This window comes from Pirellulales bacterium, assembly GCA_035533075.1.
Lineage (GTDB): Bacteria > Planctomycetota > Planctomycetia > Pirellulales > JAICIG01 > DASSFG01.
The window spans coordinates 11,999-28,836 of record DATLUO010000175.1 but is presented as its reverse complement, the minus strand read 5'-3'; the positions used below and the strand labels follow the sequence as shown (position 1 = coordinate 28,836).

The window sequence follows — 16,838 nt, the reverse complement described above, 5'->3', positions numbered from 1 at the left end:
ACCGTAATCGACGTCGCCAACGGTGGGCCGGCGCTCGCCAGCTCGCTGGTCCCACCCGACGCTCACCCCGAATCGATCAATCGATGACTGACAAAGCGCTAGACGTGATGCTGCCCTATGAACGCCAGGTGAACACCCTCTCGCCGCGGATGTGCGGGGCCGCCGCTCTGTGCATGGTCTATCGGTCGTTGGGCCTGGCGTGTTCTCAGGAGGAAGTCTGGCCCGCCATCGCGCCGCCGGTCGCCGAGGGCGATGCCTGTGCCCGGACGTACCTGCTCTGTGCCGACGCTCTGCGGCGCGGGTTTGCCGCCCTCACGCTCCAGGCGCGCTATGCGCTGCCCCTGCTGCGGGCGGCGCTCGAGGGAGAGGTCCGCGCGATCGTCAACCACCGCCAGGGGCTGAATTCCCTGGCCGGACATTACAGCGTGGTGCTGGCGGTGGATGAGGATTGCGTTGTCATTCACGACCCGTGGCTTGGCCCGGCGCGGCGGCTGGATCACGCCGACTGGCTCAAGCTTTGGCGCCCCGGCCCGTCGAATCGCGAGGTCAGCGGCAACCTGGCCGTCTTCATCGCACGTCGCGCCGCCGGGTCGCGCGCCGCGCGGGAGGATGGCCTTCCCAGGCCGTCCAGAGAGCCGTCCAGTGACAACAATCACGAGACGGCCTGGGAAGGCCATCCTCCGGTCCCGCGCTGCCGCTCGTGTCAGGCCGCCATCCCGCTCGTGATTCCTTGCCCGGCCTGCCGCAAGGACATTCCCCTGCGGCCGAGCGCCCTCGTCGGGTGTCTGGACGGCAACTGCCCTGCGCGGATGTGGGACCTGCTGTTCTGCCCGTGGTGTGACGCCGCACTCGACCGGCCGGTATGACGATCCGTCAAACGGGAAAATACTGCCCGAAAAAAGCAAAATAGGCGCTTGCAATCCGGGCGCGCATGTCTTAGAGTCAACTTCCACGTTCGCACGGTTGCGAGGGGGGCTGGTTCCGCCGATCAAGCCAGGAGAGTGCCATGTCCACGTACACCCAGGCCAGTCACCCGCTGGAAGTGCAGACTCCGCTCGGTAAAGACGCCCTGCTGCTCGTCGGCTTCCACGGCCGCGAGGCGATCTCCGAGCTGTTCAAGTTCGACCTGGAAATGATCACCCCCAAGGCGTCCCCCGCCGCCTTCGACAAGATCATCGGCCAGTCGGTCACCGTCCGCGTGACGCTGGCCGACAACAGCAAACGCTACTTCCACGGCATCGTCCGCCGCTTCAGCGAGGGCCGCCGCGACGACACCTTCCTCCATTACCGGGCCGAGGTGGTGCCGCAGTTCTGGCTGTGGACCAAAAAGGTCGAGACGCGCGCCTTCCAGCACCTGACCGTGCCCGACATCCTGAAACAAGTCTTGCAAGGGCTGGACGTCAGCTTCCAGCTCCGGGCCACCTACTACCCCCGCGACTACTGCGTGCAGTACCGCGAAAGCGATTTCGACTTCGCCTGCCGCCTGATGGAGGACGAAGGCATTTTCTACTTCTTCCAACATGCCCAGGGCAAACACACCCTGGTGCTTGGCGACGACCCGAGCGCTCACCCCGAGGTGCCGCAGCAGCCGAAGGCGGTCTACGACGAGGTCCAAGGCGGCACGCGGCCCGACCTGCGCGTCGGCGCCTGGACGCGCAGCCAGGAATTGCGTTCCGGCACATTCACCCTGCGGGATTATTCCTTCGAGCTGCCCAGCAATAACCTGCAGGCGCAGCAGACCATCATCGACCAAGTGCAGGCCGGCAAGATCGCGCACAAGTTCCGGCTGAACGGCAACGACAAGCTGGAGGTGTACCACTATCCGGGCGGCTATGCCGAGCGCTTCGACGGCATCGACAAGGGCGGCGGCGATGCTACGGCCGACCTGCAGAAGGTGTTTCAGGACAACCAGCGCACCGCGCGCGTGCGGATGGAGCAGGAAGCGGCGCCCGGCCTTGTACTGGAAGGATCGGGCAACATCGGGCATTTCCTGCCGGGTCACCGCTTCAAGCTCGACCGCCACTACGACGCCGACGGCGACTACGTGCTGACGCTGGTGCAGCACAGCGCGCAGCTCGGCGAGGCCTATCGTTCGGGCCAGGACGGCAAGGACTTTCGCTACCGCAACAGCTTCACCTGCATTCCCCGCGGGCTGCCGTATCGGCCGCCGCGCGTTACGCCCAAGCCGACCCTGCAGGGTCCGCAGACCGCCGTGGTGGTCGGCCCGCCCGGCGAGGAGGTCTTCTGCGACAAGTACGGCCGCGTGAAGGTGCAGTTCCACTGGGACCGCCACGGCAAGAAGAACGCCGACAGCTCGTGCTGGATTCGCGTCGGGCAGTACGCCGCGGGCGCGGGGTTCGGGGCGCTGAGCCTGCCGCGCGTCGGGCAGGAGGTGATCGTGGCCTTCCTGGAGGGCGATCCGGACCGGCCGATCATCGTGGGCGCGGTCTACAACGAAGAGAACATGCCGCCCTACAAGCTGCCGGAGCAGCGGACGTTCGCCGGCGTGGTGCATCGCAGCCATCGCGGCGCCACGGCCAACGCCAGCGAGCTCCGCTTCGAAAGCGCGCTCGGAAAGGAGCGGATGCTGCTGCACGCGGAGACGGACCTGCACCAGAACGTCGAGAACAATCAGCATGTGAAGGTGGGGAAGTTCCATAGCGAGATCGTCGGAGTCAAAGTCCCGTGGGACAAGGGAAGTGTAAAAGCTGCCAAGACGCAGACCGCAGCGGCGTCCGGTGCGGGCGGAGGCGGCCACTTGCCCGCACCGGAATTAAGCCGGCCGTTTGACGGCTCGGCGACGGGCCCGGTGGACCCTGAGGCAACCGGCTTCGCATCGCGCATGAGCTCAGTGAGCCTTGTCTTGAACTCGGGCGCTGGTGGGGGCATAGACTCAAATGACGCCCCAGACCCAAAGGACGATGATTCGTCGTTTCAGGACGATAAGGGAGACGCGCATTCAAAAATAAGATTGGTGATGAAGGGGTCTGACGATACCATCGACGATCAAGGCAAGACGACTTACGTGAGGCATGGCAACGTGACAGTGATCCACGGCGGCAGTTATACCAGAATTTTCAAGGAGCCGGACACGCCAGCCTATGAAAACTATATCAACGGCCTCTCGGGCGGCCACACCGTCCCCGGCTCTTGGAAGTCCGACGCCAACGGGAATCCGGTCTGGGTGCCGCCCAAGACGGACAGTTCTGGGAACCCACTAGAGGATAATAAGGCATCAGCTGACCCGATGGCGACGGACCCCGACACCGCGGCGTGGCAAAAGTTCCCCTATTCCGTGGAGCTATCGGACTCCGAGACCCAGGCCGCCCTCAACGCGGTTGCCAGCACAACGGAGATTTGGGGAGGGAGCAGGACATCTATATCTGCAGGGAGTCCAGACGGCGTCTTCACGCTTGGGCAAGCCAGCACTACTGACTATTTCGGAGATGTAACCACGCACGTACACGGGCCGCCTGGCGACGGCGCCGAAACCGCCGTGCGGAACACGAATGGTGGTGCTGGCTCTGGCACGAGCAGGGCCACGATTGACGGCGACAGCCATACTGACATAGGGGGCCACAGATACACGCATGTCCAAGATGGGACTACCACCGAGATCCAGGGAAAATATTGCCTGTCGCACTATGAGGTTGGATTTATTTTCAGCCTCGCCGCTGCCCTCGAGTTGCACGTAAATGCAAGCCTTCGCGTAGCCCTCAATTTACTCAGCATTCATAAAAATGAAGGGCTCAAGTCAGAACAAACGGGTGAAACTACCTACGACATACAGACGCTTTTTGGAAATGTTAAATTAGGAACGATTAATACCCATACCGGATTGATTTCTCTCGCATAGTAAATGGCGCCAACGAGGAAGGCCCGGTGGTCATCTGAGGAAGCCTGTCATGCAGCCAATTTGGGAGCCCCAGCTAATAATTCCAGACCTTGAGGACTTCTGCCTCCAGATCGGGATGGGAAAAAATGGCCGATTGTTTTTCCGTTCAGGTCTGACTGCTCGGCAGTATTTTGGCAGGCTCATCGTCCACAATTTACTTCCCGACGCGATACGCTTCCAGGCGCACACGCTTGCCAAAAGAAACGCCGTCTGGTGGGCCTGCTTATGTCTGCGGTCCGTCAACGATGCGATGGCGAAGCCGAAGCAAGCCGAGGCCCTCAAGGCGGTGCTCCGGTGGGTGATGGAACCGAGCGAGGCCAACCGGCTGGCGGCCGGCGCCGCGGGCAAGGCCGCGACCTTCTTGACGCCCATTGGCTGCATTGCCATGAGTATTTTCTGGAGCGGCGGCGGACATGACCCGCTCCTCACCGCGAACACGCTGAGCGTGAGCCTTGCCGCGCTTGCCACGGAAGGCGACCCCACAAAGATTCAAGATAACATGAAGCGCTTTCTGGCCCTCGGGATCAGCATCGCCAATCGCAAATACCTTCGGGCACCCGACGCGGAAGACGAGCGTCGCACCGCACAGCGCCGCTAACCAGATGATTCATCGGCCCACACAAACCCGAAGCGCAAGCGAGGCAGGACAACGGACTCACCTCGCTTGCGCTTCGGGTTGGTGTCGGTGCGCGAACTCGTGGACCGATGAAGCATCCGGGCAGATCGTCACCACAACCCTATAGGAGCCTCTGCCATGCCAATGCCAGCCGCCCGGGCGGGCGACCTTCACGTCTGCCCCATGGTGACCGTCCTCGTGCCGCACGTAGGAGGCCCCATCTTGCCGCCGGGGTGGCCCATGGTGCTCATCGGCGGGCAGCCTGCCGCCCGGATGGGCGACATGGCGGTATGTGTCGGGCCTCCCGATGTCATCATGATGGGTTCGCCCATGGTTCTCATCGGCGGCCAACCGGCAGCGCGCATGATGGACGTCACCGCCCATGGCGGGATGGTTATGATGGGCTGTCCGATGGTAATGATCGGCCCTTGACAGAGATTTGTGGAAGGACGAGCCCATGTCTGAGCTTGATGACTTGAACGCACTGTTTGAGCAACTGAAGAACTCCCCGTCCGCTTTGAGCGGCCTTTTTGGTGGAACTTCGCCCGTCGGCATGTCCGACAAGGTGAAAGCACTTCAGCAGAAAATGCCGAACATGCAGGCTGAAATCGCAGCAACCTTGAAGAAAGGACTTGAAGTCCAGGCGGAGCAAGAAGCCTACTTGAAGCGTCTCCGCGGCGAAGAAGTCGAAAGCGACAAGGAAAAGGAAGGCGACCTGGACACTGTCGCCGACCGCTTCGAGGCCGAGCACGCGCCAAAGCCGGAGGAAGTTCACGCCCTGATTCAACTCCTCCGGCAAGTAGTCAAGTCGGAACAGCCGCCGGCGCCCAGTGCGCAGGGCCGGCGCTGAACGCCTGCCTGAAAACTCCCCGTGGGGCGGCCTTCCCAGGCCGTCTGAATCCTTCCCAGAAAGGTGTTGATCATGGAATTGCCAGTCCTGAACGAAGAAGTCCCTTGCCAGGCAAACGAACTCGGGCCGCGCCTGTCTGCGGACCGCATGCTCCCTTCGGGCCGCTCGGTGGTGCTGAAAGTGGCCGACGGCTGCGAAGAACTCGAAGTCCGCTCGCCCGGCGGCGAGGTCGAGGTGCGAATCACGTTGACCGACAACGGCGCCGTCGTCAGCCTGCGCGGCGGCCGGCTGGAAATGGAGTCGGCCGACGCCGTCGCCCTGAAGTGCCGCCGCTTCGACGTGGCCACGGCCGAGGGCACCACCCTGGCCAGCGCCGGCGACGTGCTCATCGCCGGCCAGGGCATGCGCGTCAAGACCGAGGGCGACATTCACATCAACGGCGGCATCATCCACTTGAACTGCTGACGTCCGCCGGTTCGCCAAGGAGGTCGCCGACGCCGCGTTCTGCGCCCAGGGACGGGTAGTCGAAAAGTCGGCGGCGGCACGATAAGATGCTGTGAGAGAAGCAGGGCCGCGAGACCAGCGCGGCGCCACAAGTACCACTTTCCGAGAAGCGCCGTAAACATATTCTGGATGGCGATGCCAATGGTGGTGGCCACGGGCACGGGCGAGGGCCTCCCGGAAAATCCGAGTTTCCCGCGTCGTTGAGCGACGACGAAATTGCCAAGGGCGTCGCGGATATCGCCAATCATCCGGCAAACTATCCGCAGGGCACTATCCCAACAAGTGGTCCGCGTGTCAAAATACAAGGAAGCATTCAGGGTGTGCCGACGACGGTGATTGTCGAGCCCGGAGGCGAGGGCGTCATTACCGCCTGGCCGGAAGGCGTTCCGCGGAATCCTTAGACGGGAAAAGGGTAACGAGATGGATAATCTAACTGGGGCGTGGGAGCGTGCGCGGGCAAGTTTGGATTCCGCGCGCGTTCTCTTGCCCTATCAGGAAGAAGACGCCAGCAAGTCACCCGTGCCGGTGGGTTTTTTGTCTGGCACGGTCCAAGAGTTTGATGAGTTCCTCGATCACAACGAGCTTGAGCTGGCATGGGATACATTGTTCCGGCTCGGCAAGAATCGCGGCGCCACACCGGAGTTTTGGGGGCGCTTGGCGGCAGCCGCTCGGCAAATGCAATTGCAGGAAAAAGAAGCGATCGCAATGCAATTGGCCGTCGGTGCGAACCAATACGCTCCAAGTGATCCGAGATCGTGATGAGCCGAACCGACGAGAGAGAATGCGCCGAACTGGGCCAGGCGGAGGCGGTTGCCGTCCGCCATCTGGCCGTTCAAAAACAATGGCAAAGGGACGAATATCGACTCGAACGCAGAGGATCGACGAAACAAGGACTGGCCGTCGTCTGGGCGATTTATCTACAGGATGAGCAAAAGCCGGCTCCCGGCGCGGGCAAATCTGTGATTCTGCACATTGATCCGAAGCAACGGCGGATCGTTAAGGAGTTGGCATTCCAGTGAGTCATGGCTGGCGGCCTCAAGACTGTTGGAAGACCCGTCGTCCCTGCGAGTTACGTTGCAAGCTCGCCGTAGCGACAGTGTTGTTTTTCCGCAACGCAACGCGCGGGCCGCCGAGTAAACCACGTTGTGGCGTTGCAGACGCCGGCCGAACGAGGACAAGACGAACCACTACACCGTTTCGTTCGGCGGCAGTCGCATCTATCACTTGCGTCATGATGCCCAGGGCCATCTGTTCCAGATTACCGGTCCGGGCCTTCCGCACCTCGCTCCCTGGTCCTCGCCCGGAAGCGACGCCCTGATCGTGAAGCCGTAGCCCGGCACCATTTTTTCCATGACAACCGCCCGATTTTGGACTAGAATCATGGCCGGCCGCAACAAGGGCCGAGTGTGGTGTCGGCGTTGGGAATTGTGGCTAGTCGTCGCGCCTGACGCCTGGCATCCGGTGGGCCGGCGCTCGCAAGCTCGCTTTTTCCACCCTACAACCCAACGAAACCTCTTCAAGCAAGGGATCTGTCCGTGGACATCAATCTCAAATCGCTGATCGGCAAGCTTAACGACACTTCGCGCCGGGCGCTGGAGGGCGCCGCCGGGCTTTGCCTCTCACGCAGCAACTACAACGTCGAAATCGAGCACTGGCTGTTGAAAATTCTCGAGCTCACCGATTCGGACCTCACTCGCTTGCTGCGCTACTACGAGATCGAGCAGTCGCGGCTGACGCGCGAGTTGACTCGCTCCATCGATCAATTGAAGACGGGCAACACGCGGCCTCCCGCGCTGTCGGTGAACATCGTCGATGTGGTGCGCGAAGCCTGGGTCTTGGCGTCGATTGAATTTGGCGCGCCGGCGGTCCGCAGCGGGCACCTGCTGCTGGCGTTGTTGTCGAACCCCGGCCTGCTGCGGCAGACGCGGGAAACCATGCCCGAACTGGCCCGCATCTCGGCCGACGCCTTGCACCGCGAAATGCGCGACATTGTGGCAGGGTCGCCCGAAGACGAACCGACAGCCGAGGCCGCCGCCGTTCCCGGTGGACCGGCACTTTCCGCGCCCGGCGGCAAGACGCCGGCCCTCGATCAATTCACGGTCGATCTGACGTTGCGGGCTCGGCAAGGCAAGATCGACCCCGTGCTGGGCCGCGATTTAGAAGTGCGGCAGGTGGTCGATATTCTCACGCGGCGACGGCAGAACAACCCCATCCTCACCGGCGAGGCGGGCGTGGGCAAGACGGCGGTGGTCGAAGGCTTCGCCCTGCGGATCGCGGCCGGCGATGTGCCTCCGCCGCTGAAGAACGTCGCGCTGCGCACCCTCGACCTGGGCTTGTTGCAGGCCGGCGCGGGCGTGAAGGGCGAATTCGAGAACCGGCTCAAGTCGGTGATCGAAGAGGTCAAAAAGTCGCCGCAGCCGATCATCATCTTCATCGACGAGGCCCACACGATGATCGGCGCCGGCGGCCAGGCCGGACAGGGCGACGCCGCCAACTTGCTCAAGCCCGCGCTCGCCCGCGGCGAGCTGCGGACCATCGCCGCCACCACTTGGTCGGAATACAAAAAGTATTTCGAGAAAGACGCCGCTTTGGCCCGGCGGTTTCAAGTGGTCAAAGTCGAAGAGCCGACCGAGGCCCAGGCCACCATCATGATGCGCGGCTTGGCCGCCACGTTGGAGAAGCACCACAACCTGCGGATCCTCGACGAGGCGATTCAGGAGGCCGTGCGGCTTTCGCACCGCTACATCACCGGCCGGCAGTTGCCCGACAAAGCCGTCAGCTTGCTCGACACGGCCTGCGCCCGCGTGGCCATCGGGCACAGCGCCATCCCGCCGGCGCTGGAAGACCTGCGCCGGCAGATCGACAATCTCGACGTGCAGATCGGCATTTTGAAGCGCGAAGCCGCCACCGGCGCACTGCACGACGAACGCCTGGCGGCGCTCGATGTGGAAAAGAGCGAAGCCGAGGGCAGATTCGCCGATCTGGAGAAGCGTTGGAACCAGGAAAAGGATCTGGTGACGCGCATTCGCGAGCTGCGCAGCCGGCTGGAAGAGCATGCTTCGCCCACCAAACCGGCAGGCGACGCAAAAGCGGCCGAGGCGCCGCCCCCTTTGACCGACGCCGACGTGCGGCGCCTGCGCGACGAACTTCGCGCGACCGAAAAAGAACTGCGCGAACTACAAGGCGAAAAGCCGTTGTTGCAGGCCTGCGTCGAGCCGCAGACGATCGCCGAGGTCGTCTCCGGCTGGACCGGAATCCCGGTCGGCAAAATGCTGACGGACGAAATCAAGACCGTCATGTCGCTCGAAGAGCGGATGGCCGATCGCATCATCGGGCAATCGCACGCCCTGGAGTTGATCAGCCAGCGCATTCGCACGGCACGGGCGAACCTAACGGACCCGCGTCGCCCGATCGGTGTTTTTATGTTGGTCGGTCCCAGCGGCGTGGGAAAGACCGAGACCGCCCTGGCCCTGGCCGACATCCTCTACGGCGGCGAGCGGAACATGGTCATCATCAACATGTCGGAGTACCAGGAGGCGCACACGGTCTCGGCGCTCAAAGGTTCGCCGCCCGGCTACGTCGGCTACGGCGAAGGAGGCGTGCTCACCGAGGCCGTCCGCCGCAAGCCATATAGCGTCGTGTTGCTCGACGAGATTGAGAAGGCCCACACCGACGTCATGGAGCTGTTTTATCAGGTGTTCGACAAGGGCGTGCTCGAAGACTCCGAGGGGCGCGAGATCGACTTCAAGAACACCGTGATTCTGCTCACGTCGAACGTGGGCACGGATACCGTGATGAAGCTCTGCGCCGACCCCGAAACACGTCCGGATCCCGTCGCCCTGGCCGAGGCCCTGCGGCCCGATCTGCTGAAGGTGTTCCAGCCCGCCTTCCTGGGGCGGATGACGGTGGTGCCCTATTACCCGCTCAGCGACGAGGTGATGCGCAGCATCATCGAGCTGCAGTTGGGCCGCATTCGGCGGCGGATTCACGAGAACTACCGGGCCGAATTCACTTACGCCCCGGAGATCGTCAGCAGCATCGCGGCGCGCTGCCGCGAGGTGGAAAGCGGCGCCCGCAACGTCGACCACATTCTCACGCGCACCATGCTCCCGGAAATGTCGGGCGAATTCCTCGGCCGCCTGGCCGCGGCGCAGCCGATCAGCCGCGTGCAGGTGTCGCTCGACGCGTCGGGCAAATTCCAGTACGCCATTTCCTGAGGCCGGCCTGTTGCTCCGCATCGCCGCACGTTCAAGGAGTTCGTTGTGCAATTGACGCTTCCCGATGTGGTGCGGCTGTTCGAGGTCAGCGAAAACCAGGTGCATCGCTGGATTCAGGAAGAGGATCTGCCGGTCCAGATCATCAATACGCGGCATCGCTTTAACCGCTCCGAGCTGCTGGAATGGGCCACGGCGCGGGGCATCAAGTTCTCGCCGGCCATTTTCTGCGAAGCCTACGGCGAAACGGAGGAGCCGAGCGAGTTGCTCGATGCGTTGCGGCGCGGAGGCGTGAAGCACCTGGAGCTCGGTCCGGAAGCGGCCGGGCCGCGCTCCGTGCTGCTGAAAGCACTCGACGACATGCCTTTGCCGGAAGACTTCCACCGCGAACAACTCGTGCAACTGCTGATGGCCCGCCAGTCGGTAGGCACCACCTGTGTGGGAGACGGAATTGCAATTCCGCACGCCCGATACCCGTTGTTGCTCGCGGTGCCCAGACCGGCCATTCGCCTCTGTCTGCTTTCGCAACCGATCGCGTTCGACGCGCCCGACGGCAAGCCGGTCGATACGCTGTTCATTATGGTCTGCCCGACGATCCACGAGCACCTGCGTCTGCTCGCCAGGCTGGCCGGCGTGCTTCGCGATGCAAGCTTTCGGAGCTTCCTGCGGACGAAACCCCAGCAGCAGGCGCTGCTCGACGAGATCCGTCGACGGGAAGAGTCGCTCCCTTCAGTCGCAAGGTTGACACCGTGACGACATCGCTCCAGCCGCCGCGCGTGACCAATAGCGGAGTCGTGCCGCTGGCCGAGATCCCCGTACTGCCGCTGGCGGAGTTCCGCGCCTGGTTGGCAGATGAACTCTCGGCCGGCGGTCAGTTGTGCGCCCTGTTTGGCCGGCCGGTCGCCAACTCCGTGCGGCTCTACGGCGTCGTCGGTCTGCCGCTCAAAGGGCTCTTGGCCGTCTGCGCGGTCGATGTGGGCGATCGCTACCCAGCACTGACGCCCGATTGTCCGCCGGCGCATTGGTTCGAGCGCGAAATCGCCGAGCAGTGGGGAGTCGTCCCGGAGAGGCATCCCTGGCTGAAGCCGATTCGCTTCCACGAATCGTATCGCCCCGGCCACGACGCCTGGAGCCGCGCCGTCGGCAGCGCCATTCTGCCCTGCGTTCAGCCGCCAGGGACGGATTACTTCCGCGTCGAGGGCGAGGAGATTCACGAAGTCGCCGTCGGTCCGATTCACGCCGGGGTCATCGAGCCTGGGCATTTCCGCTTCCAGTGTCACGGCGAGCAGGTATTTCACCTGGAGATCGAGCTCGGCTACCAGCACCGCGGCGTCGAACAGGCGCTTGTCGGCGGGCCGAACAAACGGACCCTCCATGTCATGGAGACGCTGGCCGGCGACACGTCCATCGGGCACGCCACCGCCTATTGCCAGGCGGTGGAAGCTCTCGCCGGCCGCGAAGCTCCCATTCGCGCCCAGGTGCTGCGCGGCGTGGCCCTGGAGCTGGAACGGCTGGCCAATCATACCGGCGACCTGGGAGCGCTGGCCCAGGACGTCGGGTTCCTGCCGACCGCGGCCTTCTGCGGACGGCTGCGGGGCGACTTTCTCAATGCCACGGCCATGCTTTGCGGCAACCGCTTCGGGCGCAGCTTCGTCGAGCCCGGCGGTGTCGGGTTCGACGTCGACGGTCTGCGGGCGGAACAGATGACGGCCAGGCTCCAGACGGCCCTCGCTGAAGTGAGGGGGGCGGCCCAACTTTTATGGAAGACCCCTTCGGTGCTGGCCCGTTTCGAGGATACGGGCACCGTGACTCGCGAAACCGCCCTCGCGCTGGGCCTGGTGGGGCCTGCCGCCCGCGCTTGCGGCATCGACCACGACGTGCGGCGCGACTATCCTTCGGGCATCTACCGCTTCGCACAGCTTCCCGTCACCACCTGGCACGACGGCGACGTGTTTGCCCGTGCCTACGTGCGGTGGTTGGAGATCGAACGCTCCGCCCGCTTCGCCATCGAGCAGCTTCGCATGCTGCCCGAAGGACCGCCGTCGTCGGAGGTAACGGGTCTTCGGCCGGACTCGCTGGTGGTTTCGCTGGTGGAGGGCTGGCGTGGCGAGATCTGCCATGTGGCGATCACCGACGTCGCAGGGCGGTTTGCCCACTACAAAGTAGTCGATCCGTCGTTTCACAACTGGATTGGCCTGATGCTGTCGCTCCGCGATCAGCAGATTTCCGACTTCCCGCTGTGCAACAAGAGCTACAATCTCTCCTACTGCGGGCATGATCTTTGAGAAGCGAGCAGCGTGTCGTCGAGCTCTTGGCTTGAATGTCGATTCCGCGGCCGGATTCGACCAAACGACCTGCGCGCTCGGTCACTTCGCGAATCGTTACGTCGCTGCCATAAGCAAAATCACGATAGGCGCACGAAAAACCGCAACGGCCGGCGACCGCGTGGATGTACGCGCGGGACAAGGCTTCTTGGCGATGGCTTTTGGTCAGCAAGTCGTCACCTCATGGGCGCTGCCGGACTCGCGGGGCCGGGAGTGCCGGCATTGTAGCCGGCGATAAGGTGGTCTCCAAACCGAATCCGCGGTGCCACCACTTTCGCCTCGATCGCCAGCGACGTATGATACACAACGTCGCTGATATCAATGACTTCCAGCTCATAGCCCGACAGCATGCCTTGGGTCGATGGTTTGACAATCGGACAGGTGCTCGACGAGACCGCCGCGCGCTTTGGCGACCAGGATGCCATCGTCTTTCCGCAGACGGGCTTTCGGCTCACGTACCGCGAGTTGAATAGCAGCGTCGATGAGGCGGCGCTCGGCCTGTTGGCCCTGGGCCTGAAGCGCGGCGACCACGTGGCCATTTGGGCCACCAACGTGCCGCAGTGGCTCGTGCTGCAGTTGGCCACCGCACGCTTGGGCATCGTGCTGGCGACCGTCAATCCGGCCTATCGGGCCTTCGAGCTGCGATACGTCCTCGGCCAGTGCGACGCCAAGGCGTTGTTCCTGGTCGACCGGTTCAAGTCATCCGATTATTTTGCCATGCTGACCGAAGTCTGCCCGGAGCTGGCCGGCGCCGAACCGGGGCGACTGTCGGCGGCCGATTTTCCCAAGCTGCGATGGGTTGTGGCCCTGAAAGGCGAGACGCCGCCGGGGGCCATTTCCTGGGACGAAATGTGCCGCCGCGGAGCCGAACGAGACGACGATCTGGCCGCCCTGCAAGCGGCGCTTTCGTACCGCGACGCCATCAACATCCAATACACGTCGGGCACGACCGGCTTTCCCAAGGCGGCCACGCTCAGCCATCGCAATCTGTTGCTCAACGGCTACTATGTGGGCGAGTGCCAGCGACTGAGCGAGCGAGACCGGATCTGCTTGCCCGTTCCGTTCTATCACTGCTTCGGCTGCGTGCTGGGCACGATGTGTGCCCTGGTGTACGGCGCCGCCATGATCATCCCCGCCGAATCGTTCCATGCCACAGCCACGCTGGAGGCCATCGAGCGCGAGCGGGCCACCGCGCTGTATGGCGTGCCGACGATGTTCATCGGCCAACTGCGAGACGAAACGTTCAGCCGCCGCGACCTGTCGTCGCTGCGCACCGGCATCATGTCGGGCAGCCCTTGCCCGATCGAAGTCATGAAGCAGGTCGTTGAGAAGATGGGCGCTCGCGAGATCACCATCGCCTACGGGCAGACGGAGGCCTCGCCCGTGATCACGCAGACCCGCACCGACGATCCGTTGCACTTGCGGGTGGAGACGGTGGGCCGTCCGTTGCCCGAGGTCGAAGTCAAGCTCATCGACCCGGTCACCGGCGAGACGCTGGGCGATAATCAGCAGGGCGAGCTTTGTGCGCGCGGACACGTGGTGATGCTCGGCTACTACAAGAACCCACAAGCGACGGCCGCGGCCATCGACGCCGACGGCTGGCTGCGCACCGGCGATCTGGCCTTGCGGCAGTCGAACGGCTATTATCGCATCACGGGCCGCATCAAAGACATGGTGATTCGCGGCGGCGAGAACATCTATCCGCGCGAGATCGAAGAGTTTCTCTTCACGCACCCGGACGTGGAGCAAGTGGCCGTGTTCGGCGTGCCCGACCCGAAATTCGTCGAAGAGCTGTGCGCCTGGGTCAAGCCGAAGTCGGGCGCCACGATTTGCGAAGACGAGCTGCGGCAGTTTTGCCGCAACAAGCTCGCGCATTATAAAGTGCCGCGATATTTCCGCCTGGTGAGCGAATTCCCGCAGACCGTCACGGGCAAGCTGCAAAAGTTCAAGATGCGCGAGCGGATGATCGATGAGCTCGGCCTGCGCGAGCAGGAAATGGCCTGATGCCCCGCCTTCCTATCTACATGGACAACCACGCCACGACCCGCGTCGACCCGCGGGTGGTGGAGGCGATGCTGCCCTACTTCACCGAGCGGTACGGCAACGCCGGCAGTGTGAGCCACGTGTTCGGCTGGGAAGCCCGCGACGCGGTCGACGTTGCCAGGCAGACGATCGCGGCAGCCATCGGGGCGCAGCCTCGCGAAATCGTATTTACCAGCGGGGCCACGGAGAGCAACAACCTGGCGTTGCGGGGAATCGCCGAACGGACGCGGCGAAAGGGCAACCATATCGTCAGCGTGGCGACGGAGCACCGTGCCGTGCTTGACCCGCTGGAAAAACTCGCCCGGCACGGCTTTGAGGTCACGCTGCTGCCGGTGGCCGCGGCCGCTGAAGCCAGTGCCGGGCTGGTCGACTTGGCGCGGGTGGCGGAGGCGATTCGCGACGATACCTTGCTGGTGAGCGTGATGCTGGCCAACAACGAGATCGGGGCCATCCATCCTCTGGCCGAGATCGGGGCGATATGCCGCGCGCGCGGCGTGCCGTTGCACAGCGATGCCACCCAAGCGGTCGGCAAGATTCCCCTTGCGGTCGATGCGCTCAACGTCGACCTGATGAGTTTCAGCGGCCACAAGATTTATGGCCCCAAAGGCGTGGGCGCGCTGTATGTCCGGCGGCGATCTCCGCCGTTGCGGCTCGAATCGCAGATCGACGGCGGCGGTCAGGAGGGGCGGCTGCGCAGCGGCACGCTCAACGTGCCCGGCATCGTCGGCATGGCGCGTGCCTTGGAGCTGTGCCTGGCAGAGCTGCCCGGCGAGATGCCGCGGCTGGCCGAGCTTCGCGATCGGCTGTTCGCCCAACTTGTCGGTCGCGTGGAAGGCGTCTCGTTGAATGGTCCGAGCTTGGAGCGTCGCGATTGGCGGCTGCCGGGCAACCTCAACGTCAGCTTCGCTTATGTCGACGGCGAGGCGTTGATGATGAGCATGAAGGACGTGGCGGTCAGTTCCGGAAGTGCCTGTACTTCGGCCGAGCCGGAGCCGAGCCACGTGTTGCGGGCGCTGGGGCTGAGCGACGATCTGACGCGCGCCAGCCTGCGGTTCGGCCTGGGCCGCCTCAACACCGTCGAGGAAGTCGAGTTCACGGTCGAGGCGGTTGCCGAGGCGGTCCAGCGGTTGAGAAAGTTGAGCAGCATGGCGTAGGCGTCGCCCCCTTGTCGGTCGCGGCCTCAGAGGGGACACTATCGTGGGTCAAGGCGGGCCGGCGCGGACGAACTCTTTTTGAGTCAAGAGTCAGAACAATGAAGCTGTTGAGCTTAAAAGCATTTTGCTACCGCAGCCTTCGCGACGAAACCATTCCCCTGACTGATCTGAATCTGTTCATCGGGACCAACGCTTCAGGAAAGAGCACGATACTTGATGCTCTTCGCTTTTTGCACGAGGGGTTGCAAGAGCGGGACTTTAAGCCGCCGGTTTTCTCGCGCGGCGGAATTCTGCATCTCGCGTGGAAAGGTGAGGAGGCACGGCAGATTGAATTGTTGGCACGCTTGGAAAACGATGGAAAGACATTTGAATGGTCGGTCCGGCTTACGAAGGAGGGCTACGATTTCTCGATTCAAGAGGACGTTTCTGAGTTCCGTCCGGCCGCTCCACCATCTCATCTACTTTCGGCGGATAAAGGCCGGGGCTGGTGGTGGTCCGGGGCAAAAGGCGATCGCGTTTCGTTGGCACAGCCGCCGACGACCTGTGCCCTGGCTGCCGCAGCGGTCGATGAATCATTCCCAGCACGTGACGTTGCGGAGTTTGTGAGTCGCTGGGGCTTCTTCGATCCGAGCCCCTTCCTGCTTCGGCGTGGCTGGACTGGCTTGGACTCGTCCAAGTTTGATCCGTACGGACGAAACCTCGCCGAGCGCCTCTTTGCGTTGCAGGAATCGTCTCCGGCGGCGTTCATGCAGATCGCATCTGCCACCCAATCCGTGTTGGGGCTTCCGTCGCAGATCGACCTGCGGGAATCCCGAGAGTCCGAAGACCGAGTCTACTTCGTCCAGCACGAACCGGGGCTGAAGTTCCCCGTACACCAAGTCGGTGCCTCGAGCGGCACCTTACGCATGTTGGCTCTTATGACCGCACTTTTTGGAGAAACTGGCAGTAACTTGATCGGGATCGAGGAGCCTGAGAACCACGTGCATCCGACAGCCTTGAAGGCTTTCGCCGAGTATTTGCTGAAGGCGCGGAATCGGGTCCAGATCCTTGTTACGACACACTCCCCGCTCCTACTCGATTTCTTGAATGAACCGGGGGCCGTATGTGTTGTGCGGCACCGGGATGATTGCGGTACGCGCGTGAGTCGCGAGAGCAATGTGGAGGCGGTTCGTCAGGCCCTGGAGGCTTCAGGCTTTGGCCTCGGCGAGTTCTACGAGACCAAAGGCTTCGGAGGTTAG

17 protein-coding genes are annotated in these 16,838 nt (G+C 63.2%); 16 read left to right on the top strand and 1 reads right to left on the bottom strand.

Translation table 11 applies throughout. The annotated features are described in order from the left end of the window. The first annotated feature begins 83 nt into the window (after window positions 1-83). The 13 genes from VNH11_21880 (at window position 84) to VNH11_21820 (ending at window position 12,364) form a co-directional block, all read left to right on the top strand. A complete protein-coding gene (locus VNH11_21880) occupies window positions 84-866 on the top strand; it encodes a papain-like cysteine protease family protein (GenBank protein ID HVA49028.1) in 783 nt (260 codons plus the stop codon). Between the two features lie 140 nt (window positions 867-1,006). Then, on the top strand, window positions 1,007-3,856 hold the full coding sequence (tssI, locus tag VNH11_21875) for a type VI secretion system tip protein TssI/VgrG (protein HVA49027.1): 2,850 nt from the start codon (window positions 1,007-1,009) through the stop codon (window positions 3,854-3,856). A 49-nt stretch (window positions 3,857-3,905) separates the two neighbouring features. Continuing rightward, window positions 3,906-4,493, top strand: a complete 588-nt coding sequence (locus VNH11_21870; protein HVA49026.1) for a hypothetical protein — start codon at window positions 3,906-3,908, stop codon at window positions 4,491-4,493. Between the two features lie 156 nt (window positions 4,494-4,649). Beyond that, window positions 4,650-4,943, top strand: coding sequence for a PAAR domain-containing protein (locus VNH11_21865; GenBank protein HVA49025.1), 294 nt, complete (start codon window positions 4,650-4,652; stop codon window positions 4,941-4,943). Window positions 4,944-4,950: 7 nt separating this feature from the next. After that, on the top strand, window positions 4,951-5,361 hold the full coding sequence (locus VNH11_21860; GenBank protein HVA49024.1) for a hypothetical protein: 411 nt from the start codon (window positions 4,951-4,953) through the stop codon (window positions 5,359-5,361). Window positions 5,362-5,433: 72 nt separating this feature from the next. After that, window positions 5,434-5,826, top strand: a complete 393-nt coding sequence (locus VNH11_21855) for a hypothetical protein (protein ID HVA49023.1) — start codon at window positions 5,434-5,436, stop codon at window positions 5,824-5,826. A 161-nt stretch (window positions 5,827-5,987) separates the two neighbouring features. Continuing rightward, complete coding sequence (locus tag VNH11_21850; GenBank protein HVA49022.1) at window positions 5,988-6,266, top strand: EndoU domain-containing protein; 279 nt, start codon at window positions 5,988-5,990, stop codon at window positions 6,264-6,266. Window positions 6,267-6,348: 82 nt separating this feature from the next. After that, on the top strand, window positions 6,349-6,624 hold the full coding sequence (locus VNH11_21845; GenBank protein ID HVA49021.1) for a hypothetical protein: 276 nt from the start codon (window positions 6,349-6,351) through the stop codon (window positions 6,622-6,624). After that, window positions 6,624-6,884, top strand: coding sequence for a hypothetical protein (locus tag VNH11_21840; GenBank protein HVA49020.1), 261 nt, complete (start codon window positions 6,624-6,626; stop codon window positions 6,882-6,884). Before VNH11_21845 ends, VNH11_21840 begins: the two co-directional genes overlap by 1 nt. Before the next feature lie 124 nt (window positions 6,885-7,008). After that, window positions 7,009-7,197: a hypothetical protein gene (locus VNH11_21835; protein HVA49019.1), complete on the top strand. Its 189-nt coding sequence runs from the start codon at window positions 7,009-7,011 to the stop codon at window positions 7,195-7,197. Between the two features lie 203 nt (window positions 7,198-7,400). Beyond that, on the top strand, window positions 7,401-10,082 hold the full coding sequence (tssH, locus tag VNH11_21830) for a type VI secretion system ATPase TssH (GenBank protein HVA49018.1): 2,682 nt from the start codon (window positions 7,401-7,403) through the stop codon (window positions 10,080-10,082). Window positions 10,083-10,127: 45 nt separating this feature from the next. Continuing rightward, complete coding sequence (locus tag VNH11_21825; GenBank protein HVA49017.1) at window positions 10,128-10,832, top strand: PTS sugar transporter subunit IIA; 705 nt, start codon at window positions 10,128-10,130, stop codon at window positions 10,830-10,832. Beyond that, window positions 10,829-12,364 carry an NADH-quinone oxidoreductase subunit C gene (locus VNH11_21820; GenBank protein ID HVA49016.1) on the top strand — a complete coding sequence of 512 codons (1,536 nt, stop codon included), beginning with the start codon at window positions 10,829-10,831 and terminating at the stop codon, window positions 12,362-12,364. Before VNH11_21825 ends, VNH11_21820 begins: the two co-directional genes overlap by 4 nt. Before the next feature lie 215 nt (window positions 12,365-12,579). Here VNH11_21820 and VNH11_21815 read toward each other — a convergent pair whose 3' ends face one another. After that, on the bottom strand, window positions 12,580-12,753 hold the full coding sequence (locus VNH11_21815; protein ID HVA49015.1) for a hypothetical protein: 174 nt from the start codon (window positions 12,751-12,753) through the stop codon (window positions 12,580-12,582). Here VNH11_21815 and VNH11_21810 point away from each other — a divergent pair. The 3 genes from VNH11_21810 to VNH11_21800 all read left to right on the top strand — a co-directional run bounded on the left by VNH11_21810 (window position 12,752) and on the right by VNH11_21800 (window position 16,838). Then, a complete protein-coding gene (locus tag VNH11_21810; protein ID HVA49014.1) occupies window positions 12,752-14,407 on the top strand; it encodes an AMP-binding protein in 1,656 nt (551 codons plus the stop codon). The genes VNH11_21815 and VNH11_21810 overlap by 2 nt on opposite strands. Then, on the top strand, window positions 14,407-15,600 hold the full coding sequence (locus VNH11_21805) for an aminotransferase class V-fold PLP-dependent enzyme (protein HVA49013.1): 1,194 nt from the start codon (window positions 14,407-14,409) through the stop codon (window positions 15,598-15,600). The genes VNH11_21810 and VNH11_21805 overlap by 1 nt, the downstream gene beginning before the upstream one ends. A gap of 98 nt (window positions 15,601-15,698) precedes the next feature. After that, a complete protein-coding gene (locus tag VNH11_21800; GenBank protein HVA49012.1) occupies window positions 15,699-16,838 on the top strand; it encodes an AAA family ATPase in 1,140 nt (379 codons plus the stop codon).

What these genes read in the sequence shown, in the direction of transcription:
- VNH11_21880 (HVA49028.1), top strand. Translation starts at nt 84, where the DNA reads ATGACTGACAAAGCGCTAGACGTGATGCTGCCCTATGAACGCCAGGTG.
- tssI (HVA49027.1), top strand. Translation starts at nt 1,007, where the DNA reads ATGTCCACGTACACCCAGGCCAGTCACCCGCTGGAAGTGCAGACTCCG.
- VNH11_21870 (HVA49026.1), top strand. Translation starts at nt 3,906, where the DNA reads ATGCAGCCAATTTGGGAGCCCCAGCTAATAATTCCAGACCTTGAGGAC.
- VNH11_21865 (HVA49025.1), top strand. Translation starts at nt 4,650, where the DNA reads ATGCCAATGCCAGCCGCCCGGGCGGGCGACCTTCACGTCTGCCCCATG.
- VNH11_21855 (HVA49023.1), top strand. Translation starts at nt 5,434, where the DNA reads ATGGAATTGCCAGTCCTGAACGAAGAAGTCCCTTGCCAGGCAAACGAA.
- VNH11_21840 (HVA49020.1), top strand. Translation starts at nt 6,624, where the DNA reads ATGAGCCGAACCGACGAGAGAGAATGCGCCGAACTGGGCCAGGCGGAG.
- VNH11_21810 (HVA49014.1), top strand. Translation starts at nt 12,752, where the DNA reads ATGCCTTGGGTCGATGGTTTGACAATCGGACAGGTGCTCGACGAGACC.
- VNH11_21815 (HVA49015.1), bottom strand. Translation starts at nt 12,753, where the DNA reads ATGCTGTCGGGCTATGAGCTGGAAGTCATTGATATCAGCGACGTTGTG.
- VNH11_21805 (HVA49013.1), top strand. Translation starts at nt 14,407, where the DNA reads ATGCCCCGCCTTCCTATCTACATGGACAACCACGCCACGACCCGCGTC.
- VNH11_21800 (HVA49012.1), top strand. Translation starts at nt 15,699, where the DNA reads ATGAAGCTGTTGAGCTTAAAAGCATTTTGCTACCGCAGCCTTCGCGAC.